This window comes from Streptomyces sp. NPDC048171 (genome assembly GCF_043202655.1).
GTDB lineage: Bacteria > Actinomycetota > Actinomycetes > Streptomycetales > Streptomycetaceae > Streptomyces.
Map to the genome: position 1 here is coordinate 21,027 of NZ_JBIDAU010000002.1, position 27,000 is coordinate 48,026.

Genomic DNA, 27,000 nt, shown 5'->3' on the forward strand with positions numbered 1-27,000 from the left:
CCGTGACGGACCCCACCATGACGCCTCCGGCCTCTCCCGGCGCCGGGATCGCGTACGGCGACGTCGAGGTCGGCACCGAACTGCCGGCGCAGTCCTTCCCGGTGGACCGTGCCAAGCTCGTCCAGTACGCGGGTGCCTCCGGCGACTTCAACCCGATCCACTGGAACGAGAAGTTCGCCAAGGACGTCGGCCTGCCGGACGTCATCGCGCACGGCATGTTCACCATGGCCGAGGCCATCCGCGTGGTCACCGACTGGGTCGGCGACCCGGGCGCGGTCGTGGAGTACGGCGTCCGCTTCACCCGGCCCGTCGTCGTACCGAACGACGACCAGGGTGCCGTGATCGAGGTCAGCGGCAAGGTCGCGGCCAAGCTCGACGACAACACCGTCCGCGTCGACCTCACGGCCACCAGCGGCGGCCAGAAGGTCCTGGGCATGTCCCGGGCGGTCGTCCGCCTGGGCTGAGAGTGCGGTAAGGGGCGTTCTCCATTGAGAGCGTCCCTTACCCCTTGACGTAGTTAGTGATTGAGTACTAACTTTCTATCCATGGTCAGGATGAGCGCAGAGGAGCGACGCGAGAGCGTCATCCGCGCGGCGACGACCGAGTTCGCCCGGGGTGGCTACTACGGCACCTCCACGGAGGCCATCGCCAAGCGGGTGGGGGTCTCCCAGCCGTACCTCTTCCGGCTCTTTCCGGGCAAGAAAGCGATCTTCCTCGCCGTCGCGGAACGCTGTCTCCAGGACACGCGCGAGGTGTTCGAGACGGCGTCCGAGGGGCTGCACGGCGAAGAGGCCCTGCACTCCATGGCCGAGGCATACACGCAATTGATCGCCGATCACCCCGAGAAGCTGCAGATGCAGTTGCAGGTCTACGTCACGGTCGCCGCGGCCGAGGCGTCCGGGGACCACGAGTTCGGCGAGATGGTGCGCAGGGGCTGGCTGGAACTCTGGGACACCGTCCACGTGCCCCTGGGGGGCGACGTGGACGAAACGACGACCTTCATGGCGTACGGCATGCTCGTCAACACCCTTGCGGGAATGGGTTTTCCGCCGGGGCACCGGATCTGGGACGGCCTCTACATCTCGGCGCGGGCCAAAGAGAACCGGAACGGCGCGTAGGGGCGCGAGGTCGGCGGCGTGTGCCGTCGCACGCCACTCGTATGCCCGGAGAAGTTAGTAAGCAATTACTAACCAAAAAACAAACCGCAAGCGGTGCACACCCTCTGGGGGAGAGATGTCACAGCACAGCACAGGTCGGAGCACACGCGGCGGGGGAGCCGTCTGGGCCCTCGTCATCACCAGCGTCGCCGGATTCATGGCCGCCCTCGACAACCTCGTCGTCACCACCGCCCTGCCCTCCATCCGCGAGGACCTGGGCGGGGCGCTGCACGACCTGGAATGGACCGTGAGCGCGTACACGCTCACCTTCGCCGTCCTCCTGATGTTCGGCGCGGCACTGGGCGACCGCTTCGGCCGCCGCAAGCTCTTCATCGTCGGTCTGACCGTCTTCACCGTCGCCTCCGCCGCCGCGGCCATGGCACCCGGCATCGACTCGCTCATCGCCGCCCGCGCGGTCCAGGGCGTCGGCGCGGCGATCATGATGCCGCTCACCCTGACCCTGCTGACGGCCGCCGTACCCGCCGAACGCCGCGGGATGGCGTACGGCATCTGGGGCGCCGTCAACGGGCTGGCCGTGGCCTCGGGTCCGCTGGTCGGCGGCACCCTCACCGAACACATCTCCTGGCAGTGGATCTTCTGGCTGAACGTTCCGCTGGGTCTGGCCCTGCTGCCGCTCGCCCGCCTCCGCCTCGCCGAGTCCTACGGCACCGGCGCCCCGCTCGACATCCCCGGCACCCTGCTCGCCAGTGGCGGACTCTTCGGCATCGTCTACGGCCTGGTCCGCGGCCCCGTCGACGGGTGGACCGGTTCCGTGGTGCTCGTGGCCCTGTTCGCGGGGGTGGCGCTGCTCGCCGGCTTCGTCCTCTACAGCACCCGCGCCAGGAACCCCATGCTGCCCATGCGCCTCTTCCGCTCCCGCGCCTTCGCCGGGATCAACGCGGCGAGCCTGCTGATGTTCCTCGGGATGTTCGGCTCGATCTTCCTGCTCAGCCAGTACATGCAGGGGGTGCTCGGCTACTCGCCCACCGAGGCGGGACTGCGCATGCTGCCCTGGACCGGGATGCCGATGCTGGTCGCGCCCATCGCCGGCATCCTCTCGGACCGCGTCGGAGGGCGCCCGGTCGTCGCCGCGGGCCTCTTCCTCCAGGCGGCCGGCCTCGGCTACCTCGCCTGGGTGATCACAGCCGACGCCTCCTACGGGGTCCAGCTGCCCGGTCTGATCATCAGCGGAATCGGCATGGCCCTGTACTTCGCTCCCGCCTCCGCCCTGGTGATGTCCAGCGTCGTGAACAAGGAGCAGGGCATCGCCTCCGGCGCCAACAACGCCCTGCGCGAGGTCGGCGGCGCGCTCGGCATCGCGGTCATGTCCTCGATCTTCGCGGCGCAGGGCGGCTACGAGTCCCCCCAGATCTTCGTCGACGGACTGCGGCCCGCGGTCGCGGTCGGCGCGGCCGTGGTGGCCCTCGGAGGCGTGGCGGCCCTGCTGATCCCGGGCGGCCGCCCGGCCGGCCGGACCTCCACGGAGACGCCCGGAACGAACCCGAACCCCACCCCGGAGCCGGCGGAGACCGCATCCGCCGCCCCCGCGGCCACCAGCTGACCGCACCCGCGCAGGACGAGAGGAGAGCCCGACATGCCCACCCTTCCCTGGACCGTGCCGAACCAGCCGCCGCAGGCCACGGAGGTACACGTCTTCGCCTCCCGTTTCGAGACCCGCACGCTGTGGGGAGCGCTGAAGTTCCTGGCGCGCACGCCGGGCGTGTGGCGGCAGGTGAGGGGCGCGCGAGGTGCGTACGGCGCGTCCCTGAAGGCGGAGCCCTTCAAGCGGACGTTCTGGACGCTGTCCGCCTGGGAGTCGCCCGAGGCGCTCAAGGACTTCGCCCGCTCCGGCACCCACGCCCCGGCCTCCCGCGGGCTCTCCGCGCAGATGCGGGACGCGAAGTTCGCCTCCTGGCCGGCGTCGAGCGACGAGCTGCCGGTCAGCTGGGCCGAAGTACGGCAGCGCCTGCGGTGAAGGACGCCCCCGGTGAAGGAGGAAGCGCCCCGGCCGGACGGTCGGGGCGCTTCCCGCTGCCCGGGGCTGTCGGTGGCGTCTCGTAGTCTTGGGCGCGTGCAGGAAATCCAGGACGCCCCCCTCGCCCCGCTGACCACCTTCCGACTCGGAGGACCGGCGACCCGGCTGATCACGGCCACGACCGACGCCGAGGTGATCGCCGCCGTCCGCGACGCCGACGACACCGGCACGCCCCTGCTGCTCATCGGCGGCGGATCCAACCTGGTCATCGGAGACAAGGGCTTCGACGGCACCGCCCTGCACATCGCCACCCGCGGCCTCACCCTCGACGGCACGACGCTGGAGCTGGCGGCCGGCGAGATCTGGTCCGACGCCGTCGCCCGCACCGTCGAGGCCGGACTGGCCGGCGTCGAGTGCCTGGCCGGCATCCCCGGCTCGGCGGGCGCGACGCCCATCCAGAACGTCGGCGCGTACGGCCAGGAGGTCAGCTCCACGATCACCGAGGTGACGGCGTACGACCGCAGGAACCGGGAGACGGTCACCCTCTCCAACGCGGCCTGCGACTTCTCGTACCGCAACAGCCGCTTCAAGGCCGAACCCGAGCGGTTCGTCGTGCTGCGCGTCCGTTTCCGGCTGGAGGACGCCCGCGGGTTCTCCGCGCCCATCCGCTACGCCGAGACGGCCCGCGAGCTCGGCGTCGAGGCGGGTGACCGGGTCCGGCTGACCGCCGCCCGCGACACCGTGCTGAAGCTGCGCGCGGGGAAGGGCATGGTGCTGAACCCGGACGACCACGACACCTGGTCGGCCGGATCGTTCTTCACCAACCCGATCCTCACGGACGAGGAGTTCGCCGCGTTCCGTTCGCGGGTGTCCGAGCGGCTCGGGGACTCGGCGGAGCCGCCCGCCTTCCCGGCCGGGGACGGCCTCGTCAAGACCTCGGCGGCCTGGCTGATCGACAAGGCCGGCTTCACCAAGGGCTACGGAACCGGCCCCGCCCGGATCTCCACCAAGCACACGCTGGCGCTGACCAACCGCGGCGAGGCCACCACGGAGGACCTGCTGGCGCTGGCCCGCGAGGTCGTCGCCGGGGTCCACGACGCGTTCGGCGTCACGCTGGTCAACGAGCCCGTGACGGTGGGCGTGCGGCTCTAGGTCTCCAGGCCCCATCGGGCCCCGCCCGGCGAGCCGGCGCGGGCATCCGGCCCGGCTACCCGGCCAGCCAGTCGTCCACCCCGGCCAGCAGTTTCTCCTTCACGTCCTCCGGCGCCGCCGACCCCCGCACCGACTGGCGCGCCAGCTCCGCCAGTTCCGGGTCCGTGAACCCGTGGTGCTCCCGGGCGAACTCGTACTGAGCCGCCAGCCGCGCCCCGAACAGCAGCGGATCGTCCGCGCCCAGCGCCATCGGCACGCCCGCCTCGAACAGCTTCCGCAGCGGCACGTCCTCCGGCTTCTCGTACACGCCCAGGGCGACGTTCGACGCCGGACACACCTCGCACGTCACCTGCCGGTCGGCGAGCCGCTTCAGCAGCCGCGGATCCTCCGCCGCCCGTACCCCGTGCCCGATCCGGTCCGCCTCCAGGTCGTCCAGGCAGTCCCGTACCGACGCCGGCCCGGTCAGCTCACCCCCGTGCGGCGCCGACAGCAGCCCGCCCTCACGCGCGATCGCGAACGCCCGGTCGAAGTCGCGGGCCATGCCCCGCCGTTCGTCGTTGGACAGGCCGAACCCGACCACGCCCCGGTCCGCGTACCGCACCGCCAGCCGGGCCAGCGTGCGCGCGTCCAGGGGGTGCTTCATCCGGTTCGCGGCCACCAGCACCCGCATCCCGATCCCCGTGTCCCGCACGGTCGTCTCCACCGCGTCCAGGATGATCTCCAGCGCCGGGATCAACCCGCCCAGCCGCGGGGCGTACGACGTCGGGTCCACCTGGATCTCCAGCCACCCCGAGCCGTCCCGCACATCCTCCTCCGCGGCCTCCCGCACCAGCCGCTGGATGTCCTCCGGCTCCTGCAGACACGACCGCGCCGCGTCGTACAGCCGCTGGAAGCGGAACCAGCCCCGCTCGTCCGTCGCCCGCAGTTTTGGCGACTCACCGCGGCCCAGCGCCTCGGTCAGCGTCTCGGGCAGTCGTACACCGTGCTTGTCGGCCAGTTCCAGCAGGGTCGTGGGCCGCATCGACCCGGTGAAGTGCAGGTGGAGATGGGCCTTCGGCAGTTCAGAGACATCACGTACACGCTCCATTCCGCGATCCTGCCGCACGACACGCCCGACCCGACAGCACTTTCCCCGTACGTGGTCTTGCTCGCACAAACAAACAGAGCACTCCGGAACGTTCCGGAGTGCTCTGTCGCGGCAGCGGGCGGGGTCAGTCCCGGGCCTCCGCCAGCAGCTTCTGGATCCGGCTCACGCCCTCGACGAGGTCCTCGTCGCCGAGCGCGTACGACAGCCGCAGGTACCCGGGCGTACCGAACGCCTCACCCGGCACCACCGCGACCTCGGCCTCCTCCAGGATCAGCGCGGCCAGCTCGACCGTGTCCTGCGGACGCTTGCCGCGGATCTCCTTGCCGACCAGCGCCTTCACCGACGGGTAGGCGTAGAACGCGCCCTTGGGCTCCGGGCACACCACGCCGTCGATCTCGTTGAGCATCCGCACGATGGTCTGGCGGCGCCGGTCGAAGGCCTCCCGCATCTTCGCCACGGCGTCCAGGTCGCCGGAGACCGCGGCGATCGCCGCCGCCTGGGCCACGTTGGACACGTTGGACGTGGCGTGCGACTGGAGGTTCGTCGCGGCCTTGACGACGTCCTTCGGGCCGATGACCCACCCGACCCGCCAGCCGGTCATCGCGTACGTCTTCGCGACACCGTTGACCACGATGCACTTGTCGCGCAGTTCGGGCAGCAGCGCCGGCATGGACACGGAGAAGGCGTCGCCGTAGACGAGGTGCTCGTAGATCTCGTCGGTCAGCACCCACAGGCCGTGCTCGACGGCCCACTGGCCGATCGCCTCGGTCTCGGCCTCGCTGTACACGGCCCCCGTCGGGTTCGACGGCGAGACGAAGAGGACGACCTTGGTCCTGTCCGTGCGCGCGGCCTCCAGCTGCTCCACGCTCACCCGGTAGCCGGTCGTCTCGTCGGCGACGACCTCGACGGGCACGCCCCCGGCCAGCCGGATCGACTCCGGGTACGTCGTCCAGTACGGGGCCGGGACGATGACCTCGTCGCCCGGGTCGAGGATCGCGGCGAACGCCTCGTAGATGGCCTGCTTGCCGCCGTTGGTCACGAGGATCTGCGACGGGTCGACCTCGTAGCCGGAGTCGCGCAGCGTCTTCGCGGCGATGGCGGCCTTCAGCTCGGGCAGCCCGCCGGCCGGCGTGTAGCGGTGGTACTTCGGGTTCTTGCACGCCTCGACGGCGGCCTCGACGATGTAGTCCGGCGTCGGGAAGTCGGGCTCACCGGCGCCGAAGCCGATCACCGGACGCCCGGCGGCCTTCAGGGCCTTGGCCTTGGCGTCCACGGCGAGGGTCGCGGACTCGGAGATCGCGCCGACTCGGGCGGAGACCCGGCGCTCGGTGGGAGGGGTTGCAGCGCTCATGGCCCCATCGTTCCAGACCGCAAACCGCGGCGGCACACGGGTTTCACGGACTGAACAGGACGGAACTGGAACGGGGCAGGACCCAGAACATCAGTCCGGAACCCCGCGCCCGCCTGGGCGATCTTCGGCCAATGCCCCCTGGCGGGGCGCCTCGCCGCCCCATTCTGTTCGACGCCCGGCCCGTGAGCACGTACACTCTCACCTCGTTGGCCTTCAGCAGCCCGCGATCATTCGGTGCACACCAAGCATCCGGATGGATGCGGTACGTTGGGGGACACACAAAGGGTCGTAGCTCAATTGGTAGAGCACTGGTCTCCAAAACCAGCGGTTGGGGGTTCAAGTCCCTCCGGCCCTGCTACACACACCATCGCCAGGATGTGTGCGCATGTACGTACAGCAATGCACCGCCGTGCGGCTCCAACCGGGCGCGGCACGGCCACGACCCGGAATCAGGTGAGGACGAGTGACGGACGCCGTGGGCTCCATCGACATGCCTGATGCCCAGGACGAGGCGGCGGACAAGAAGTCCCGCAAGGGCGGCAAGCGCGGCAAGAAGGGCCCCCTTAAGCGGCTCGCCCTCTTCTACCGTCAGATCGTCGCGGAACTCCGCAAGGTTGTCTGGCCGACCCGGAATCAGCTGACGACGTACACCACCGTGGTGATCATCTTCGTGGTCATCATGATCGGCCTGGTGACTCTGATTGACTATGGCTTCTCTCACGCCGCCAAGTACGTCTTCGGCTGAGTCGAGAGCGAAGGGCGCCGAGGTACCCGGCGCCCCTTTCGCGTGTTCCACCCCTATGTATCCAGGAAGAAGCAGCCACCGTGTCTGACCCGAACGTGAACGACGCCTTCGAGCCGGTCGAGTCCGTCGAGGACGAGCCCGGCACCGACGAGGGCGCCGGCAACGAGGACACCCAGGCCTCCGCCGAGGCCGAGGCTGCCGACGACGCCGTCGTCGAAGCGGACGAGACCGCAGAGGCCGAGGACGACGAGACCGCGGAAGCCGCGGACGACGACTCCGCCGAGCAGGTGGAAGAGGCCGCGGAGACCGAGCCCGAGCTGGACCCGATCGAGGCGCTCCGCCGCGAACTGCGCGTCCTCCCCGGCGAGTGGTACGTGATCCACACCTACGCCGGTTACGAGAACCGCGTGAAGACCAACCTCGAACAGCGCGCCGTCTCGCTGAACGTCGAGGACTACATCTTCCAGGCCGAGGTGCCGCAGGAAGAGGTCGTCCAGATCAAGAACGGCGACCGCAAGACGATCCGCCAGAACAAGCTGCCGGGCTACGTCCTGGTCCGCATGGACCTGACCAACGAGTCCTGGGGTGTCGTCCGCAACACCCCCGGTGTCACCGGCTTCGTGGGCAACGCCTACGACCCGTACCCGCTGACGCTGGACGAGATCGTCAAGATGCTCGCCCCGGAGGCCGAGGAGAAGGCCGCCCGCGAGGCCGCCGAGGCCGAGGGCAAGCCGGCGCCGCAGCGCAAGGTCGAGGTCCAGGTCCTGGACTTCGAGGTCGGCGACTCGGTCACCGTCACCGACGGCCCCTTCGCCACGCTCCAGGCCACGATCAACGAGATCAACGCCGACTCGAAGAAGGTCAAGGGCCTCGTCGAGATCTTCGGCCGCGAGACCCCGGTCGAGCTGAGCTTCGACCAGATCCAGAAGAACTAGTACCCCTCACCGGTACTTCTCTGGACGTAACGCTTCCGAACAGGTCGGACGGGCGCAGGCTGCTCGTCTGACCTGCTCGGTTTTTGGCCGCGCATCTATACCCGCTATCGTTGTGCGGTATGCCTGTGTCCGGGTAGCTCCCGAACGCGGGCAGGACCCGAATCGAAAGGACCCGGAGAGCTATGCCTCCCAAGAAGAAGAAGGTCACGGGGCTCATCAAGCTCCAGATCCAGGCCGGTGCCGCCAACCCGGCTCCGCCGGTCGGCCCCGCGCTGGGTCAGCACGGCGTGAACATCATGGAGTTCTGCAAGGCCTACAACGCCGCGACCGAGTCGCAGCGTGGCTGGGTCATCCCGGTGGAGATCACGGTCTACGAGGACCGTTCCTTCACCTTCATCACCAAGACCCCGCCGGCCGCGAAGATGATCCTCAAGGCCGCGGGTGTGGAGAAGGGCTCCGGCGAGCCGCACAAGACCAAGGTCGCGAAGATCACGCGTGACCAGGTCCGTGAGATCGCCACCACCAAGATGCCCGACCTCAACGCCAACGACCTGGACCAGGCGGAGAAGATCATCGCCGGTACCGCCCGTTCCATGGGCGTCACGGTCGAGGGCTGACCTCCACCCCCGTAAGCAAGCAGTAGTGGCAGGGCCGGCTCGGCCCGCACCACGACTCCTCAGAAGCCAACAGGAGCAGTAGTGAGCAAGCGCAGCAAGTCTCTCCGCGCTGCGGACGCCAAGATCGACCGGGACAAGCTCTACGCCCCGCTCGAGGCCGTCCGTCTCGCCAAGGAGACCTCCACGAGCAAGTTCGACGGCACCGTCGAGGTCGCCTTCCGCCTGGGTGTCGACCCGCGCAAGGCCGACCAGATGGTCCGTGGCACCGTGAACCTCCCGCACGGCACCGGCAAGACCGCCCGGGTCCTGGTCTTCGCGACCGGCGACCGTGCCGAGGCCGCGCGTGCCGCGGGCGCCGACATCGTCGGCGCCGACGAACTGATCGACGAGGTGTCGAAGGGCCGTCTGGACTTCGACGCCGTCGTCGCCACCCCGGACCTCATGGGCAAGGTCGGCCGCCTCGGCCGCGTGCTCGGTCCCCGTGGTCTCATGCCGAACCCCAAGACCGGCACCGTGACCCCGGACGTCGCCAAGGCTGTCAACGACATCAAGGGCGGCAAGATCGAGTTCCGCGTCGACAAGCACTCGAACCTGCACTTCATCATCGGCAAGACGTCGTTCGACGACACCAAGCTGGTGGAGAACTACGGCGCGGCGCTGGAGGAGATCCTCCGCCTCAAGCCGTCCGCCGCGAAGGGCCGGTACATCAAGAAGGCCGCGATCAGCACCACGATCGGCCCCGGCATCCCGGTCGACTCCAACCGCACCCGCAACCTCCTCACCGAGGAGGACCCGGCGGCGGTCTGAGCCAACGGCTCGCCCAACCGGTTCACGGGCCCCGCACCTTCCGAGGTGCGGGGCCCGTCCCTTTTCCCGCGACCCTGGGCTAGCGTGCGGGCAGGGGACCCCCGCACGAGGCGCAGGGGGCGCGCGGGGCACAGGGGGTGGGCGGATGAGGGGCACGACGGTACGCCGTGCGGTCGTCTCGGTCGCGGTGTCGGTCATGCTGGCGGGCGTCACCGCCTGCACGTCCTCCGGGGACCCCGCAGCCCCGGCCTCCTCGGCTCCGCGGTCCTCGACACCGGCGTCCTCCGTCCCTCCGGCCCTCACCGGCCCTTCGGCCGACGCCCTGCGCGCCGTCGAGCGGGCGACCGGCCGGGCGGGTTCGGCGCGGGTGGAGTCCACGACCGTGATGGGCACCGAGCTGTCCCTGGAGGCCACCGGCGCCCTGGGCTGGCACGACGGCCTCACCGGCACCCTCATGATCACGTACACCGGTGGCACCACCGCCGAGACGATGCGCCGGCTGGGCACCACCGCGATGGAGGCCCGGTACCTCGCCGACGCCTACTACGCCCGGATGGGCGACGAGTTCGCCGCCCGGGTCGGCGGCCGGCACTGGATCAAGTACGTCTACGCCGACCTGGAGGACCTCGGCGGCGGCGCGGGCGCCGGGTTCGCGGACCAGATGCGCAACACCACGCCCCACCAGGCGGTGAAGCTGCTGCTGACCGCCAGGGACGTACGCAAGGTGGGCGAGGAGGAGACGCGCGGCCGACGCGCCACCCACTGGTCCGGCACGGTCGGCGGGCCCACCGCCCAGACCGTCGACATCTGGGTCGACGACCGGAACCTGCTGGTCAAGAAGGTCGAACGGGGCCGGACGAAGACCGGGGAGCTGACCCAGACCGCGTACTACAGCGACTACGGCGTCGAGGTGTCCACCGAGCGCCCGCCGGCCGCGGACACGGCCGACTTCAAGGAACTGCTGGCGGCGCAGGACCGCTAGCGACCGCCGACGGGAAATCACAAGATCGCTCGAACCATCTCGGATACGCTCGCGTCCTTGATGTGGAGATCCGATGTGCGTCGGCTGTGCACCTGCTGCGCGTCACCTGTGCTCCTTGAATCCCGTGGGGGGATACCGATGAAGACTTCCGTACGTGTGCCCGTGGGCGCCTCCGTGGCCGCGCTGCTCCTCGCCGCCGGAGCCGTTGGCTGTTCCGGCGGGACCGAGGAGTCCCCTGAGATGACGCCCGCGGCGGCGGTCGCGAAGGCGGCGAAGAACACCGAGGAGATCGACACCATCCGCTACCGGATGACCGGCCGGACGCCCGAGGAGGGCCGCGTCAAGGCCGAGGCCCAGATGCGGATCAAGCCCACGCTCGCGATGAGCATGAAGATGACGGCGCTGGACCAGGGCGCCGGCGCGAGCGCGGAGATCCGGCTCGTCGACAAGGCGATGTACATCGGCGGCGGCGCCGAGGCGGCCAAGGAGATGGACGGCAAGAGCTGGATGAAGTTCGACCTGTCCGCGCTGGGCGCCGGCGAGGAGCTGGACCAGCTGGGCAGCGCCTCCCAGGCGGACAAGAACCCGGCGACCGAGTCCACCTTCCTCACCGGAGCCGAGGACGTCGAGAAGGTCGGCAGCGAGACCGTCGACGGCGTCGAGACCACCCACTACAAGGGCACGGTCACCGTCGCCGAGCTGGAGAAGACCCTCGCCGGCGAGGACAAGGCCACCCGGGAGAAGCGCCAGAAGAGCCTCGAGCAGTACGAGAAGATGGGCGTCGACAAGCTCAACATGGATCTGTGGATCGACGGCGACGACCGGACCAAGCAGTTCCGTATGCGCGGTCAGGCCGACAAGGGTCCGCTGGACATGACCTTCACCTTCCTCGGGTTCAACGAACCGGTGAAGGTCGCCGCCCCGCCGGCCAAGGACACCATGGACCTGGCCGAGATGATGAAGGAGTCCCAGCAGGGCTGAGTCGCCGCCCCCTCGTCAGGGGTGGCGGCAGGGGCGGATTTGCTTGACACTGCCCCGTTCCCGTACGCTGCCACAGAAGCCAAAGACCGCTGGTCGTTGCCGTGTGCTCCCTGGAGGGCACGGTGGCCGAAGGATCCGCTGAACTGCGGACGACCCGCGCAGGTGACTGTGGATGAGCTCCCGGAGTACGCGCCTCGTGCGCGTGAGCGACGGTCGAGCCACGCCCCGTGCGCCTGCGCCGGGGCGTTTCGTTTTCCCCAGTCCTCCTTCGGGTCCGCGCGGTCCGAATCACCCGGAAGGAGGCCGAGGCTCTATGGCGACGCCCGACAAGGCTGCCGCGGTTGCCGAGCTGACGGACAAGTTCCGCAGCTCCAACGCCGCCGTGCTGACCGAGTACCGCGGTCTCACCGTGGCGCAGCTCAAGACGCTGCGCCGGTCGCTCGGTGAGAACGCCCAGTACGCCGTGGTGAAGAACACGCTGACCAAGATTGCGGCCAACGAGGCCGGGATCTCGACGCTGGACGACCACTTCAATGGTCCGACGGCTGTCGCCTTCATCACCGGTGACCCGGTGGAGTCGGCGAAGGGTCTGCGCGACTTCGCCAAGGACAACCCCAACCTCGTCATCAAGGGCGGTGTCCTTGACGGCAAGGCGCTGTCCGCCGACGAGATCAAGAAGCTTGCGGACCTCGAGTCCCGCGAGGTTCTGCTCTCCAAGCTGGCCGGTGCCTTCAAGGCGAAGCAGTCCCAGGCTGCCTCCGTCTTCCAGGCGCTGCCCTCGAAGCTCGTCCGCACCGTGGACGCGCTCCGTGCCAAGCAGGACGAGCAGGGCGGTGCCGAGTAACTCGGCTCGCTTTCTGATCCGGGCCGCCTGAGCGCGGCACGGATCGCAGCGGGCCGACGTACGCCCGCCTCACCCCGTACATCCGGCACCTGCCGAATTAGTGGAAGGACCGCCATCATGGCGAAGCTCAGCCAGGACGACCTGCTCGCCCAGTTCGAGGAGATGACCCTCATCGAGCTCTCCGAGTTCGTGAAGGCCTTCGAGGAGAAGTTCGACGTCACCGCCGCCGCTGCCGCGCCGGTCGTCGTCGCCGGTGGTGCCGCTGGTGGCGCCGCTGCCGAGGCCGAGGCCGAGCAGGACGAGTTCGACGTCATCCTCACGGGTGCCGGCGACAAGAAGATCCAGGTCATCAAGGTCGTGCGCGAGCTGACCTCCCTGGGTCTGAAGGAGGCCAAGGACCTCGTGGACGGCGCCCCGAAGCCCGTCCTCGAGAAGGTCGCCAAGGACGCCGCCGAGAAGGCCGCCGAGTCCCTCAAGGGCGCCGGCGCCTCCGTCGAGGTCAAGTAAGACCACGAAGGCACCACGGATCCGTCAGGATCTGTAACGCCGTAGCGCCGAAGAGCGATCATCCATCCGGGTGGTCGCTCTTCGGCGTACCGGGGGTCCGGCGGCGGCTGCCTTGCACGCGTGACGGCGGAGAGTATGGTGATCTTCGTTGTGCCGTCGCCGGGGCCCTGAGAGCCCCTGGCGGCAACCGGTTTGGGCAAGGGGGGCCTTGACGAACCGCACGCAGCGCGCAATTCTCAGGGCGTCGTCACAAGGATCCGAATCCGAGGCATGGATCGACGGCGAAGAGGGCAGTATCTGGGTGCGTTGAGGGCGAGGCCTTGCCGCACAGGTGGTGAGAACAACGAGGAGCGAACACGGTCCCCGAGAACCGCACTGGACATCAGTGTGCCAAGTGGCTACACTGACCCTTTGCGCTGCCTGTTAGCTGCCCCCTGCCCGTCACCAGGGGTCTGCCCTCGCCCGAGCACTGACGACCAGAGCATGCCTGACCTGGCTCTTTAGCCACATATGGCACCCCCTGTCTTAGTGCACGGAAGAGGGACCGGTACGCGCGTAGTGAGTCCGAGCCCTCGGAAGGACCCCCTCTTGGCCGCCTCGCGCAATGCCTCGACCGCGAATACGAACAACGCTGCCAGCACCGCCCCGCTGCGCATCTCCTTTGCAAAGATCAAGGAGCCCCTCGAGGTTCCGAACCTTCTGGCGCTGCAAACCGAGAGCTTTGACTGGCTGCTCGGCAACGACGCGTGGAAGGCTCGCGTCGAGTCGGCTCTGGAGTCCGGTCAGGACGTCCCCACCAAGTCCGGTCTGGAGGAGATCTTCGAGGAGATCTCGCCGATCGAGGACTTCTCCGGGTCGATGTCGCTGACGTTCCGCGACCACCGTTTCGAGCCTCCGAAGAACAGCATCGACGAGTGCAAGGACCGTGACTTCACGTACGCGGCCCCGCTCTTCGTCACCGCCGAGTTCACCAACAACGAGACCGGCGAGATCAAGTCCCAGACGGTCTTCATGGGCGACTTCCCGCTCATGACGAACAAGGGCACCTTCGTCATCAACGGCACCGAGCGTGTCGTGGTCTCGCAGCTGGTCCGTTCGCCCGGCGTCTACTTCGACTCCTCCATCGACAAGACGTCCGACAAGGACATCTTCTCCGCCAAGATCATCCCGTCCCGGGGTGCCTGGCTGGAGATGGAGATCGACAAGCGCGACATGGTCGGTGTGCGCATCGACCGCAAGCGCAAGCAGTCCGTGACCGTCCTGCTCAAGGCGCTCGGTTGGACCACCGAGCAGATCCTCGAGGAGTTCGGCGAGTACGAGTCCATGCGCGCCACCCTGGAGAAGGACCACACCCAGGGCCAGGACGACGCGCTGCTCGACATCTACCGCAAGCTGCGTCCGGGCGAGCCCCCCACCCGCGAGGCCGCGCAGACGCTTCTGGAGAACCTGTACTTCAACCCGAAGCGCTACGACCTCGCCAAGGTCGGCCGCTACAAGGTCAACAAGAAGCTCGGCGCGGACGAGCCGCTGGACGCCGGCGTGCTCACCACCGACGACGTCATCGCCACCATCAAGTACCTGGTGAAGCTGCACGCCGGTGAGACCGAGACGGTCGGCGAGTCGGGCCGGGAGATCGTCGTCGAGACCGACGACATCGACCACTTCGGCAACCGCCGCATCCGCAACGTCGGCGAGCTGATCCAGAACCAGGTCCGTACGGGTCTCGCCCGTATGGAGCGCGTCGTGCGCGAGCGCATGACGACCCAGGACGTCGAGGCGATCACGCCGCAGACCCTGATCAACATCCGGCCGGTCGTCGCCTCCATCAAGGAGTTCTTCGGCACCAGCCAGCTGTCCCAGTTCATGGACCAGAACAACCCGCTGTCGGGGCTGACGCACAAGCGTCGTCTGAACGCCCTCGGCCCGGGTGGTCTCTCCCGTGAGCGGGCCGGCTTCGAGGTCCGTGACGTTCACCCGTCGCACTACGGCCGCATGTGCCCGATCGAGACGCCCGAAGGCCCGAACATCGGTCTGATCGGTTCGCTCGCCTCGTACGGCCGGATCAACCCGTTCGGTTTCATCGAGACGCCGTACCGCAAGGTCGTCGACGGCCAGGTCACCGACGAGGTGGACTACCTGACCGCCGACGAGGAGGACCGCTTCGTCATCGCGCAGGCCAACGCCACGCTCAACGACGACATGCGCTTCTCCGAGGCCCGCGTCCTGGTCCGCCGTCGTGGCGGCGAGGTCGACTACGTCCCCGGTGACGACGTCGACTACATGGACGTCTCGCCGCGCCAGATGGTGTCGGTCGCGACCGCGATGATCCCGTTCCTGGAGCACGACGACGCCAACCGTGCCCTCATGGGCGCGAACATGATGCGCCAGGCCGTGCCGCTCATCAAGAGCGAGTCCCCGCTCGTCGGCACCGGCATGGAGTACCGCTCCGCCGCCGACGCCGGTGACGTGGTCAAGGCCGAGAAGGCGGGTGTGGTCCAGGAGGTCTCCGCCGACTACATCACCACCACCAACGACGACGGCACGTACATCACGTACCGCCTGGCCAAGTTCTCCCGGTCCAACCAGGGCACCTCGGTCAACCAGAAGGTCATCGTCGCCGAGGGCGACCGGATCATTGAGGGCCAGGTCCTGGCCGACGGTCCGGCCACCGAGAACGGCGAGATGGCGCTCGGCAAGAACCTGCTGGTCGCGTTCATGCCGTGGGAGGGTCACAACTACGAGGACGCGATCATCCTGTCGCAGCGCCTCGTGCAGGACGACGTCCTCTCCTCGATCCACATCGAGGAGCACGAGGTCGACGCCCGTGACACCAAGCTCGGCCCCGAGGAGATCACCCGGGACATCCCGAACGTCTCCGAGGAGGTCCTCGCCGACCTCGACGAGCGCGGCATCATCCGCATCGGTGCCGAGGTCGTCGCCGGCGACATCCTCGTCGGCAAGGTCACGCCCAAGGGTGAGACCGAGCTGACCCCGGAGGAGCGCCTGCTCCGCGCGATCTTCGGTGAGAAGGCGCGCGAGGTGCGCGACACCTCCCTGAAGGTGCCGCACGGCGAGATCGGCAAGGTCATCGGCGTCCGCGTCTTCGACCGCGAGGAGGGCGACGAGCTTCCCCCCGGTGTGAACCAGCTGGTGCGCGTGTACGTGGCGCAGAAGCGCAAGATCACCGACGGTGACAAGCTCGCCGGCCGCCACGGCAACAAGGGCGTCATCTCCAAGATCAACCCGATCGAGGACATGCCGTTCCTGGAGGACGGCACGCCCGTCGACATCATCCTGAACCCGCTGGGTGTCCCGTCCCGAATGAACCCGGGACAGGTCCTGGAGATCCACCTCGGCTGGCTCGCCAGCCGCGGCTGGGACGTCTCCGGCCTCGCGGAGGAGTGGGCGCAGCGCCTCCAGGCCATCGGCGCCGACAAGGTCGAGCCCGGCACCAACGTCGCCACCCCGGTCTTCGACGGTGCGCGCGAGGACGAGCTGGCCGGCCTGCTCCAGCACACCATCCCGAACCGGGACGGCGAGCGCATGGTGCTCCCGACCGGCAAGGCGAGGCTGTTCGACGGCCGCAGCGGTGAGCCGTTCCCGGACCCGATCTCGGTCGGGTACATGTACATCCTCAAGCTGCACCACCTGGTCGACGACAAGCTGCACGCCCGGTCGACCGGCCCGTACTCGATGATCACCCAGCAGCCGCTGGGTGGTAAGGCCCAGTTCGGTGGCCAGCGCTTCGGTGAGATGGAGGTGTGGGCGCTGGAGGCATACGGCGCCGCGTACGCCCTCCAGGAGCTGCTGACGATCAAGTCCGACGACGTGACCGGCCGCGTGAAGGTCTACGAGGCCATCGTCAAGGGCGAGAACATCCCTGAGCCCGGCATCCCCGAGTCCTTCAAGGTGCTCATCAAGGAGATGCAGTCCCTGTGCCTCAACGTGGAGGTGCTGTCCTCGGACGGCATGTCCATCGAGATGCGCGACACCGACGAGGACGTCTTCCGCGCCGCGGAGGAGCTTGGCATCGACCTGTCCCGGCGCGAGCCGAGCAGCGTCGAAGAGGTCTGACGGGAGTCAGGCGGGGCCTCTTCCACAGAGGCCCCGCCGACCCCGCGACCCCCGTTTCAGACCACAGACTTACAACCCTGAGAGGGATTGACGCATAGTGCTCGACGTCAACTTCTTCGATGAGCTCCGGATCGGTCTGGCCACCGCTGACGACATCCGTCAGTGGAGCCACGGCGAGGTCAAGAAGCCCGAGACCATCAACTACCGCACCCTCAAGCCCGAGAAGGACGGACTCTTCTGCGAGAAGATCTTCGGTCCGACCCGGGACTGGGAGTGCTACTGCGGCAAGTACAAGCGCGTCCGCTTCAAGGGCATCATCTGCGAGCGCTGTGGCGTCGAGGTCACCCGCGCCAAGGTGCGCCGTGAGCGGATGGGCCACATCGAGCTGGCCGCTCCCGTCACCCACATCTGGTACTTCAAGGGCGTCCCGTCGCGCCTGGGCTACCTGCTTGACCTGGCGCCGAAGGACCTCGAGAAGGTCATCTACTTCGCCGCGTACATGATCACCTTCGTGGACGAGGAGCGCCGCACGCGCGACCTGCCCTCGCTGGAGGCCCACGTCTCCGTCGAGCGTCAGCAGATCGAGCAGCGCCGCGACTCCGACCTGGAGGCCCGCGCCAAGAAGCTCGAGACCGACCTGGCCGAGCTGGAGGCCGAGGGCGCCAAGGCCGACGTGCGCCGCAAGGTGCGCGAGGGTGCCGAGCGCGAGATGAAGCAGCTGCGCGACCGTGCGCAGCGGGAGATCGACCGCCTCGACGAGGTGTGGAACCGGTTCAAGAACCTCAAGGTCCAGGACCTGGAGGGCGACGAGCTGCTCTACCGCGAGCTGCGCGACCGCTTCGGCACCTACTTCGACGGCTCGATGGGCGCCGCCGCGCTGCAGAAGCGCCTGGAGTCCTTCGACCTCGACGAGGAGGCCGAGCGCCTCCGCGAGATCATCCGCACCGGCAAGGGCCAGAAGAAGACCCGTGCGCTCAAGCGCCTCAAGGTCGTCTCCGCGTTCCTGCAGACCAGCAACAGCCCCAAGGGCATGGTGCTCGACTGCGTGCCGGTCATCCCGCCGGACCTGCGTCCGATGGTGCAGCTGGACGGTGGCCGCTTCGCGACCTCCGACCTGAACGACCTGTACCGCCGTGTCATCAACCGCAACAACCGCCTGAAGCGGCTTCTCGACCTCGGCGCGCCCGAGATCATCGTGAACAACGAGAAGCGCATGCTCCAGGAGGCCGTCGACGCGCTCTTCGACAACGGCCGCCGCGGCCGCCCGGTGACGGGCCCCGGCAACCGTCCGCTGAAGTCGCTGTCCGACATGCTCAAGGGCAAGCAGGGCCGCTTCCGTCAGAACCTGCTCGGTAAGCGTGTGGACTACTCCGCGCGTTCCGTGATCGTCGTCGGCCCGCAGCTGAAGCTGCACCAGTGCGGTCTGCCCAAGGCCATGGCGCTGGAGCTCTTCAAGCCGTTCGTGATGAAGCGCCTGGTCGACCTGAACCACGCGCAGAACATCAAGAGCGCCAAGCGCATGGTCGAGCGCGGCCGCACGGTTGTGTACGACGTGCTGGAAGAGGTCATCGCGGAGCACCCGGTTCTGCTGAACCGTGCGCCCACGCTGCACCGCCTCGGCATCCAGGCCTTCGAGCCGCAGCTGGTCGAGGGCAAGGCCATCCAGATCCACCCGCTCGTCTGCACCGCGTTCAACGCGGACTTCGACGGTGACCAGATGGCCGTCCACCTGCCGCTCTCCGCGGAGGCGCAGGCCGAGGCCCGCATCCTGATGCTGTCCTCGAACAACATCCTCAAGCCGGCCGACGGCCGTCCGGTGACGATGCCGACCCAGGACATGGTCCTCGGTCTGTTCTTCCTCACCACGGACTCCGAGGGGCGTGGCCCCAAGGGTGAGGGCCGTGCCTTCGGCTCCTCCGCCGAGGCGATCATGGCGTTCGACGCCGGAGACCTGACGCTCCAGGCGAAGATCGACATCCGCTTCCCGGTGGGTACCATCCCGCCCCGCGGCTTCGAGCCGCCGGCCCGCGAGGAGGGTGAGCCGGAGTGGCAGCAGGGTGACACCTTCACCCTGAAGACCACGCTGGGCCGTGCGCTCTTCAACGAGCTGCTGCCCGAGGACTACCCGTTCGTCGACTACGAGGTCGGCAAGAAGCAGCTCTCCGAGATCGTCAACGACCTCGCCGAGCGCTACCCGAAGGTCATCGTGGCGGCGACGCTCGACAACCTGAAGGCGGCCGGCTTCTTCTGGGCCACCCGTTCCGGCGTCACCGTCGCCATCTCCGACATCGTCGTTCCCGACGCGAAGAAGGAGATCGTCAAGGGCTACGAGGCGCAGGACGAGAAGGTCCAGAAGCAGTACGAGCGCGGTCTGATCACCAAGGAAGAGCGCACGCAGGAGCTCATCGCGATCTGGACCAAGGCGACCAACGAGGTCGCCGAGGCGATGAACGACAACTTCCCGAAGACCAACCCGGTTTCGATGATGGTGAACTCGGGTGCACGAGGCAACATGATGCAGATGCGTCAGATCGCCGGTATGCGTGGTCTGGTGTCGAACGCGAAGAACGAGACGATCCCGCGTCCCATCAAGGCCTCCTTCCGTGAGGGCCTGTCCGTGCTGGAGTACTTCATCTCCACGCACGGTGCCCGTAAGGGTCTGGCGGACACCGCTCTGCGTACCGCCGACTCGGGTTACCTCACGCGTCGTCTGGTCGACGTCTCCCAGGACGTCATCATTCGCGAGGAGGACTGCGGCACCGAGCGCGGTCTCAAGCTGCCGATCGCCACGCGTGACGCGGACGGGACGCTGCGCAAGGCCGAGGACGTCGAGACCAGCGTCTACGCCCGCATGCTCGCCGAGGACGTCGTCATCGACGGCAAGGTGATCGCGCCGGCCAACGTCGACCTCGGTGACGTCCTGATCGACGCCCTGGTCGCCCACGGTGTCGAGGAGGTCAAGACCCGTTCGATCCTGACCTGCGAGTCCCAGGTCGGCACCTGTGCCATGTGCTACGGCCGCTCGCTGGCCACCGGCAAGCTGGTCGACATCGGTGAGGCGGTCGGCATCATCGCCGCCCAGTCCATCGGTGAGCCCGGCACCCAGCTGACGATGCGTACCTTCCACACCGGTGGTGTGGCCGGTGACGACATCACGCAGGGTCTGCCGCGTGTCGTCGAGCTCTTCGAGGCCCGTACCCCGAAGGGTGTCGCCCCGATCTCCGAGGCCTCCGGCCGCGTGCGGATCGAGGAGACCGAGAAGACGAAGAAGCTCGTCGTCACCCCCGACGACGGCAGCGACGAGACGGCGTTCCCGATCTCGAAGCGTGCCCGTCTGCTCGTGGGCGAGGGCGACCACGTCGAGGTGGGCCAGAAGCTCACCGTGGGTGCCACCAACCCGCACGACGTGCTGCGGATCCTCGGTCAGCGCGCGGTCCAGGTCCACCTGGTCGGCGAGGTCCAGAAGGTCTACAACTCGCAGGGTGTGTCGATCCACGACAAGCACATCGAGATCATCATCCGGCAGATGCTGCGCCGCGTGACGATCATCGAGTCGGGCGACGCGGAGCTGCTGCCCGGCGAGCTGGTCGAGCGCACCAAGTTCGAGACCGAGAACCGTCGTGTGGTCCAGGAGGGCGGTCACCCGGCCTCCGGTCGTCCGCAGCTGATGGGTATCACCAAGGCCTCGCTGGCGACGGAGTCCTGGCTGTCGGCCGCCTCCTTCCAGGAGACGACCCGAGTGCTGACGGACGCGGCGATCAACGCCAAGTCCGACAGCCTCATCGGCCTCAAGGAGAACGTCATCATCGGTAAGCTCATCCCGGCCGGTACGGGCCTGTCCCGCTACCGCAACATCCGGGTCGAGCCGACCGAGGAGGCCAAGGCCGCGATGTACTCGGCCGTCGGCTACGACGACATCGACTACTCGCCGTTCGGCACGGGCTCCGGCCAGGCCGTTCCGCTGGAGGACTACGACTACGGTCCGTACAACCAGTAAGCGAGCCGGTTGAACGACCGAAGGGCGGTCACCCCACGGGGTGGCCGCCCTTCGGCGTTCTCGCGCGGGGAGTGGCTACGGCACGCCCAGTTCGAAGATCACGTAGTGCGCGTACCAGCCGGAGGCGAGGGCCGCGGTGGTGAAGAAGACGACCAGGCTCGGGAGCTTCAGGCGGCTCAGGGCCGCGGCGGGGGCCAGGAGCAGCGGGAAGGCCGGGAGCAGGTAGCGCATCGTGTTGCCGAACATCTGCTGGGTGCCGAGGACCGTGATGATCGAGGCCAGGGTGTAGGCGACCAGGACCAGCGGGGGCCGCTTGCGCAGCATCAGGGCGATCAGGAAGGGCAGTGCCAGCACCAGCTGGAGGGAGAGCAGGTCCGGGGTGGAGAAGGCGAAGTGGTAGTCGCCCTTGCCCACCGTGAGGTTGCGCAGCACGTCCAGGGTGTAGGCGCCGTAGTCGAAGAAGTGGGCCCAGCCCTCGCGCTGGAGGGTGAAGTACGCGGTGGCCTCGCCCGTGCTCCAGCCGACCCAGGCGATGTAGCCGAGCAGGCCGATCGGGGCGACGAGCATGGCGTACACCGGGCCGCGTATCCCGTGTTCGCGCCGGGACTCCGGGCGGGCCAGCGTCACCAGGGCGGCGAGTCCCACGGCGCCGATGAGCACGGCGGAGGTGGGGCGGTTCAGGCCGGCGGTGAAGGCGAGCAGCCCGGCCGCCACCCAGCGCCGGGTCATCACGGCGTAGCAGGCCCAGGCGGCGATGGCGACGAACAGGGACTCGGAGTAGACGGCCCACTCGACGCCCGCGCCGGGGGCCACGGCGAACAGACCGGCCGCGATGGTGCCCGCGCGGGCACCGGCGAGCAGCGAGATCACCGCGTAGATGCCCGCCGCCGCGATGAACGACGAGACGACCGAGACCAGGATCCCGGAGCCGTACAGGCCGAGGCCGGTGGACTCCGAGACCATGCGGATCAGGGCCGGGTAGAGGGGGAAGAACGCCACCGAGTTCTGCTGGACCGTGAAGAGGCCGTCGGAGTCGAGCCGGACCAGGGAGGGGTGGTAGCCGTGCTCGGCGACCTGGAGGTACCACCAGCCGTCCCAGGTGGCCAGGACGTCCCACCAGTGGGCGCCGCCGCCGAAGCGCGGGTTCTTCTCCCGGAAGTCCCCGGCGTAGGTCAGCAGGGCGGCGAAGACGCCGAGGCCGACCAGCTTGGTGACGCCGTACAGGAGGAGCGGGCGCAGGTAGGGGCGGGCGGCCTCCGGCAGGCGCGGCGGCCAGGTCGCCCAGGGGCGTTCCCGGGCTCCGCCGGACCGTGCCGTGCCCGCGCCGTCCGACCCGTCGGTCACCGTGTCGTCGGCGGCCGTTTCCATGGCTGTCATCCCCCTTGGCCCACCCTCAACCGTCAATTGCTGCCATAAGATCGCACAAGAGTCGCACATCTGTGCTCGGTGTCAGGGAGAGGGGAGGCGCGGTGCCCGAGGAACCGGACGCGGAGCAGCACGAACCCGTCGTGCTGTCGGTCGTCATACCCATGTACAACGAGGAAGAGGTCCTGCCCGCGCTGGTCAGCAGGTTGCGCCCGGTCCTGACGGAGCTGGGCGTACGGCACGAGGTCGTCGTGGTGGACGACGGCAGCGGCGACCGCACGGCGGAGCTGCTGGCCGCCTTCCGGCTGGGCTGGCCGGAGCTGCGCGTGGTCGCGCTGCGACGCAACTCCGGACACCAGGCGGCCCTCACCGCGGGCCTGGACCGGGCCGTGGGCGCCTACGTCGTCAGTCTCGACGCCGACCTCCAGGACCCGCCGGAGAAGATCCCCGAGATGCTGGAGCTGGCCCGTACGCAGGGCCTGGACATCGTCTACGGCGTGCGGGACGACCGCAGCAGCGACTCCGGGTTCAAGCGGTGGTCGGCCGGCGTCTACTACCGCCTGATGCGGCGCCTGGCGGGCCCGTCCGTGCTCGCGCAGGCCGGGGACTTCCGGCTGCTCAGCCGGGCCGCCGTGGACGCGCTCAAGGCCCTGCCGGACCAGCAGCGGGTCTACCGCCTCCTCGTGCCCTGGCTGGGCTTCCCGAGCGGCTCGGTGACCTACGAGCGGGCGCCGCGCACGGCCGGCCGGACCAAGTACCCGCTGGGCCGGATGATCCGCCTCGCCGTCGACAGCGTCACCGGCTTCTCGGCGGCCCCGCTGCGCATCGCCACCTGGCTGGGCGCCGGCGCCTTCGTGGTCTGCCTGGGGCTGCTGGTCTACACGCTGACCGCCTTCGCGCTGGGCCGCACGGTCCCCGGCTGGACCTCGCTCTTCACCGGCATCGTGTTCATCGGCGCGGTGCAGTTGATCTGTGTGGGTCTGCTCGGTGAGTATGTCGGGCGCATATACACGGCGGTGCAGAACCGGCCGACGTACTTCGTCCGCGACGACACGGCGGCGCCCGCGCCCGTACGCGCACCCGCGGCCGCGCCGGTCCCCGCGCCGGGCGAGGGGTCGATCGGGGCGCAGAGGGACGAATCGGGTACGGATGCCCGCGCCGCCCATTTGTTTTGACCGCAGCGAATGCGGTAGGTACGCTCAGACCTTGTGCCTGGGGTGTGCCCTGGCCCTCGTGCGTGTCTTCAACCGCGGTGAGGGTCGTGACCGCCACCGCAATCCGCGCTCTCTCCCGCCTGGCGGCAGGGGTTCGCGGCTTCGACACACCCGACCGCGTGGGTCGGCGAGTGTTCCGGGTTAGCTTCACCATTCGGCACACAGAAACCGGAGAAGTAGTGCCTACGATCCAGCAGCTGGTCCGGAAGGGCCGGCAGGACAAGGTCGAGAAGAACAAGACGCCCGCACTCGAGGGTTCTCCTCAGCGCCGGGGCGTCTGCACGCGTGTGTTCACGACCACCCCGAAGAAGCCGAACTCGGCCCTGCGTAAGGTCGCGCGTGTGCGTCTGACCAGCGGGATCGAGGTCACCGCTTACATTCCGGGTGAGGGGCACAACCTGCAGGAGCACTCCATCGTGCTCGTGCGCGGCGGCCGTGTGAAGGACCTGCCGGGTGTTCGCTACAAGATCATCCGCGGTTCGCTCGACACCCAGGGTGTCAAGAACCGCAAGCAGGCCCGCAGCCGCTACGGCGCCAAGAAGGAGAAGTAAGAATGCCTCGTAAGGGCCCCGCCCCGAAGCGCCCGGTCATCATCGACCCGGTCTACGGTTCTCCTCTGGTGACCTCCCTGATCAACAAGGTGCTGCTGAACGGCAAGCGCTCCACCGCCGAGCGCATCGTCTACGGCGCCATGGAGGGCCTGCGCGAGAAGACCGGCAACGACCCGGTCATCACGCTGAAGCGCGCTCTCGAGAACATCAAGCCGACCCTCGAGGTCAAGTCCCGCCGCGTCGGTGGTGCGACGTACCAGGTGCCGATCGAGGTCAAGCCCGGTCGCGCCAACACCCTCGCGCTGCGCTGGCTCGTCGGTTACTCCCGCGCCCGTCGCGAGAAGACCATGACCGAGCGTCTGCTCAACGAGCTCCTCGACGCCTCCAACGGCCTCGGTGCCGCTGTGAAGAAGCGCGAGGACACGCACAAGATGGCCGAGTCCAACAAGGCCTTCGCGCACTACCGCTGGTAGTCGCTACCCCCATCGAGACCGAGAGAAGACTGAAGCCTTATGGCTACCACTTCACTTGACCTGGCCAAGGTCCGCAACATCGGGATCATGGCCCACATCGACGCGGGCAAGACGACCACCACCGAGCGGATCCTGTTCTACACCGGCGTCAGCTACAAGATCGGTGAGGTCCACGACGGCGCCGCCACGATGGACTGGATGGAGCAGGAGCAGGAGCGTGGCATCACGATCACGTCTGCTGCGACCACCTGTCACTGGCCGCTCGAGGACAACGACTACACGATCAACATCATCGACACCCCGGGGCACGTCGACTTCACCGTCGAGGTGGAGCGTTCCCTGCGTGTGCTCGACGGTGCCGTGACCGTGTTCGACGGTGTCGCCGGTGTCGAGCCGCAGTCCGAGACGGTGTGGCGTCAGGCCGACCGTTACGGCGTGCCCCGCATCTGCTTCGTGAACAAGCTGGACCGCACCGGCGCCGAGTTCCACCGCTGCGTGGAGATGATCTCGGACCGCCTGGGCGCCCAGCCGCTGGTCATGCAGCTCCCGATCGGTGCCGAGGCCGACTTCAAGGGCGTCGTGGACCTGGTCCGCATGAAGGCGCTCGTGTGGTCCGCCGAGGCCGCCAAGGGCGAGATGTACGACGTCGTCGACATCCCGGCCACGCACACCGAGGCCGCCGAGGAGTGGCGCGGCAAGCTGGTCGAGGGCGTCGCGGAGAACGACGAAGAGATCATGGAGCTGTTCCTGGAGGGCCAGGAGCCCACCGAGGAGCAGCTGTACGCCGCGATCCGTCGCATCACCATCGCCTCCGGCAAGTCCAGCGACACCACGGTCACCCCGGTGTTCTGCGGCACCGCGTTCAAGAACAAGGGCGTCCAGCCCCTGCTCGACGCGGTCGTGCGCTACCTGCCGACCCCGCTCGACGTCGAGGCCATCGAGGGCCACGACGTCAAGGACCCCGAGGTCGTCGTCAAGCGCAAGCCGTCCGAGGAAGAGCCGCTGGCCGCGCTCGCGTTCAAGATCATGAGCGACCCGCACCTCGGCAAGCTCACCTTCGTCCGGGTCTACTCGGGCCGCCTGGTGTCCGGCACTGCCGTGCTGAACCCCGTCAAGGGCAAGAAGGAGCGCATCGGCAAGATCTACCGCATGCACGCCAACAAGCGTGAGGAGATCGAGTCGGTGGGCGCCGGCGACATCGTCGCCGTCATGGGCCTGAAGCAGACCACCACCGGTGAGACGCTGTCCGACGACAAGAACCCGGTCATCCTGGAGTCCATGGACTTCCCGGCGCCGGTCATCCAGGTCGCCATCGAGCCCAAGTCGAAGGGCGACCAGGAGAAGCTCGGCGTCGCGATCCAGCGCCTGGCCGAGGAGGACCCCTCCTTCCAGGTCCACTCGGACGAGGAGACCGGCCAGACCATCATCGGCGGTATGGGCGAGCTGCACCTCGAGGTGCTGGTCGACCGCATGCGCCGTGAGTTCAAGGTCGAGGCCAACGTCGGCAAGCCGCAGGTCGCGTACCGCGAGACGATCCGCAAGGCCGTCGAGCGCGTGGACTACACCCACAAGAAGCAGACCGGTGGTACCGGTCAGTTCGCCAAGGTGCAGATCGCGATCGAGCCGATCGAGGGCGGCGACGCCTCGTACGAGTTCGTGAACAAGGTCACCGGTGGCCGCATCCCGAAGGAGTACATCCCTTCGGTGGACGCCGGTGCTCAGGAGGCCATGCAGTTCGGCATCCTGGCCGGCTACGAGATGACGGGCGTCCGCGTCACGCTCATCGACGGTGGCTACCACGAGGTCGACTCCTCCGAGCTCGCCTTCAAGATCGCCGGTTCGCAGGCCTTCAAGGAGGCCGCGCGCAAGGCTTCGCCCGTGCTCCTCGAGCCGATGATGGCCGTCGAGGTCACCACGCCCGAGGACTACATGGGCGACGTCATCGGTGACATCAACTCCCGCCGTGGCCAGATCCAGGCCATGGAGGAGCGGATGGGTGCCCGCGTCGTGAAGGGCCTCGTGCCGCTGTCGGAGATGTTCGGCTACGTCGGAGACCTCCGCAGCAAGACGTCGGGTCGCGCAAGCTACTCGATGCAGTTCGACTCCTACGCCGAGGTTCCCCGGAACGTCGCCGAGGAGATCATCGCGAAGGCCAAGGGCGAGTAACAGAGTCCGTTTACCGGACC

The 27,000-nt window shown here is 68.3% G+C and carries 22 protein-coding genes and 1 tRNA gene; 20 read left to right on the forward strand and 3 right to left on the reverse strand.

Translation table 11 applies throughout. The annotated features are described in order from the left end of the window. Positions 1-17 precede the first annotated feature (17 nt). From ACGF3J_RS04445 to ACGF3J_RS04465, 5 genes are all read left to right on the forward strand, one after another. A complete protein-coding gene (locus ACGF3J_RS04445; protein WP_393853695.1) occupies positions 18-464 on the forward strand; it encodes a MaoC family dehydratase in 447 nt (148 codons plus the stop codon). Positions 465-545: 81 nt separating this feature from the next. Continuing rightward, positions 546-1,118 (forward strand): TetR/AcrR family transcriptional regulator, encoded by a 573-nt coding sequence (locus ACGF3J_RS04450; protein ID WP_393853475.1) that lies wholly within the window; start codon positions 546-548, stop codon positions 1,116-1,118. Positions 1,119-1,233: 115 nt separating this feature from the next. Further along, complete coding sequence (locus tag ACGF3J_RS04455; protein ID WP_393853476.1) at positions 1,234-2,718, forward strand: MFS transporter; 1,485 nt, start codon at positions 1,234-1,236, stop codon at positions 2,716-2,718. 33 nt (positions 2,719-2,751) lie between these two features. Continuing rightward, positions 2,752-3,132, forward strand: coding sequence for a DUF3291 domain-containing protein (locus tag ACGF3J_RS04460; protein ID WP_382811728.1), 381 nt, complete (start codon positions 2,752-2,754; stop codon positions 3,130-3,132). Between the two features lie 96 nt (positions 3,133-3,228). Then, complete coding sequence (locus ACGF3J_RS04465) at positions 3,229-4,284, forward strand: UDP-N-acetylmuramate dehydrogenase (RefSeq protein WP_393853477.1); 1,056 nt, start codon at positions 3,229-3,231, stop codon at positions 4,282-4,284. Positions 4,285-4,339: 55 nt separating this feature from the next. Here ACGF3J_RS04465 and ACGF3J_RS04470 read toward each other — a convergent pair whose 3' ends face one another. Both ACGF3J_RS04470 and ACGF3J_RS04475 read right to left on the reverse strand, forming a co-directional pair. Beyond that, entirely contained in the window at positions 4,340-5,371 is a 1,032-nt protein-coding gene (locus ACGF3J_RS04470) for an adenosine deaminase (RefSeq protein ID WP_393853478.1), read from the reverse strand. 124 nt (positions 5,372-5,495) lie between these two features. After that, the gene (locus tag ACGF3J_RS04475; RefSeq protein WP_393853479.1) at positions 5,496-6,722 is read right to left on the reverse strand and encodes a pyridoxal phosphate-dependent aminotransferase; all 1,227 of its coding nucleotides are present in this window, start codon (positions 6,720-6,722) and stop codon (positions 5,496-5,498) included. A 282-nt stretch (positions 6,723-7,004) separates the two neighbouring features. Between ACGF3J_RS04475 and ACGF3J_RS04480 the strand changes: the two genes are divergently transcribed. From ACGF3J_RS04480 to ACGF3J_RS04530, 11 genes are all read left to right on the forward strand, one after another. Next, a tRNA-Trp gene (locus tag ACGF3J_RS04480) sits at positions 7,005-7,077 on the forward strand. 108 nt (positions 7,078-7,185) lie between these two features. Then, positions 7,186-7,467 carry a preprotein translocase subunit SecE gene (secE, locus tag ACGF3J_RS04485; RefSeq protein ID WP_393853480.1) on the forward strand — a complete coding sequence of 94 codons (282 nt, stop codon included), beginning with the start codon at positions 7,186-7,188 and terminating at the stop codon, positions 7,465-7,467. Between the two features lie 80 nt (positions 7,468-7,547). Beyond that, positions 7,548-8,402, forward strand: a complete 855-nt coding sequence (gene nusG / locus ACGF3J_RS04490) for a transcription termination/antitermination protein NusG (protein WP_393853481.1) — start codon at positions 7,548-7,550, stop codon at positions 8,400-8,402. Between the two features lie 182 nt (positions 8,403-8,584). Further along, positions 8,585-9,019 carry a 50S ribosomal protein L11 gene (rplK, locus tag ACGF3J_RS04495; RefSeq protein WP_003974315.1) on the forward strand — a complete coding sequence of 145 codons (435 nt, stop codon included), beginning with the start codon at positions 8,585-8,587 and terminating at the stop codon, positions 9,017-9,019. Positions 9,020-9,100: 81 nt separating this feature from the next. Continuing rightward, positions 9,101-9,826 (forward strand): 50S ribosomal protein L1, encoded by a 726-nt coding sequence (gene rplA / locus ACGF3J_RS04500; RefSeq protein WP_064729326.1) that lies wholly within the window; start codon positions 9,101-9,103, stop codon positions 9,824-9,826. Positions 9,827-9,971: 145 nt separating this feature from the next. Further along, entirely contained in the window at positions 9,972-10,808 is an 837-nt protein-coding gene (locus tag ACGF3J_RS04505; RefSeq protein WP_161331997.1) for a hypothetical protein, read from the forward strand. A gap of 138 nt (positions 10,809-10,946) precedes the next feature. After that, positions 10,947-11,789, forward strand: a complete 843-nt coding sequence (locus ACGF3J_RS04510) for an LppX_LprAFG lipoprotein (RefSeq protein ID WP_161331996.1) — start codon at positions 10,947-10,949, stop codon at positions 11,787-11,789. 313 nt (positions 11,790-12,102) lie between these two features. Beyond that, a complete protein-coding gene (gene rplJ, locus ACGF3J_RS04515; protein WP_064729329.1) occupies positions 12,103-12,633 on the forward strand; it encodes a 50S ribosomal protein L10 in 531 nt (176 codons plus the stop codon). A 117-nt stretch (positions 12,634-12,750) separates the two neighbouring features. Beyond that, entirely contained in the window at positions 12,751-13,140 is a 390-nt protein-coding gene (gene rplL / locus ACGF3J_RS04520) for a 50S ribosomal protein L7/L12 (protein WP_064729330.1), read from the forward strand. Positions 13,141-13,728: 588 nt separating this feature from the next. Further along, complete coding sequence (gene rpoB, locus ACGF3J_RS04525; protein ID WP_125492303.1) at positions 13,729-17,214, forward strand: DNA-directed RNA polymerase subunit beta; 3,486 nt, start codon at positions 13,729-13,731, stop codon at positions 17,212-17,214. Positions 17,215-17,311: 97 nt separating this feature from the next. Then, positions 17,312-21,211: a DNA-directed RNA polymerase subunit beta' gene (locus tag ACGF3J_RS04530; protein ID WP_121712849.1), complete on the forward strand. Its 3,900-nt coding sequence runs from the start codon at positions 17,312-17,314 to the stop codon at positions 21,209-21,211. A gap of 75 nt (positions 21,212-21,286) precedes the next feature. On the opposite strand, the gene ACGF3J_RS04535 is transcribed toward ACGF3J_RS04530, so the two are convergent. Next, entirely contained in the window at positions 21,287-22,579 is a 1,293-nt protein-coding gene (locus tag ACGF3J_RS04535) for a glycosyltransferase family 39 protein (protein ID WP_161331998.1), read from the reverse strand. Positions 22,580-22,680: 101 nt separating this feature from the next. Here ACGF3J_RS04535 and ACGF3J_RS04540 point away from each other — a divergent pair, with 101 nt between their 5' ends. The 4 genes from ACGF3J_RS04540 (at position 22,681) to fusA (ending at position 26,980) form a co-directional block, all read left to right on the forward strand. Then, positions 22,681-23,751, forward strand: coding sequence for a glycosyltransferase family 2 protein (locus ACGF3J_RS04540; protein WP_161331995.1), 1,071 nt, complete (start codon positions 22,681-22,683; stop codon positions 23,749-23,751). A 218-nt stretch (positions 23,752-23,969) separates the two neighbouring features. After that, positions 23,970-24,341, forward strand: a complete 372-nt coding sequence (gene rpsL, locus ACGF3J_RS04545) for a 30S ribosomal protein S12 (RefSeq protein WP_003948652.1) — start codon at positions 23,970-23,972, stop codon at positions 24,339-24,341. A 2-nt stretch (positions 24,342-24,343) separates the two neighbouring features. Then, positions 24,344-24,814, forward strand: coding sequence for a 30S ribosomal protein S7 (rpsG, locus tag ACGF3J_RS04550; RefSeq protein ID WP_003974303.1), 471 nt, complete (start codon positions 24,344-24,346; stop codon positions 24,812-24,814). Between the two features lie 39 nt (positions 24,815-24,853). After that, positions 24,854-26,980: an elongation factor G gene (fusA, locus tag ACGF3J_RS04555; RefSeq protein WP_064729335.1), complete on the forward strand. Its 2,127-nt coding sequence runs from the start codon at positions 24,854-24,856 to the stop codon at positions 26,978-26,980. The last annotated feature ends 20 nt before the right edge of the window (positions 26,981-27,000 follow it).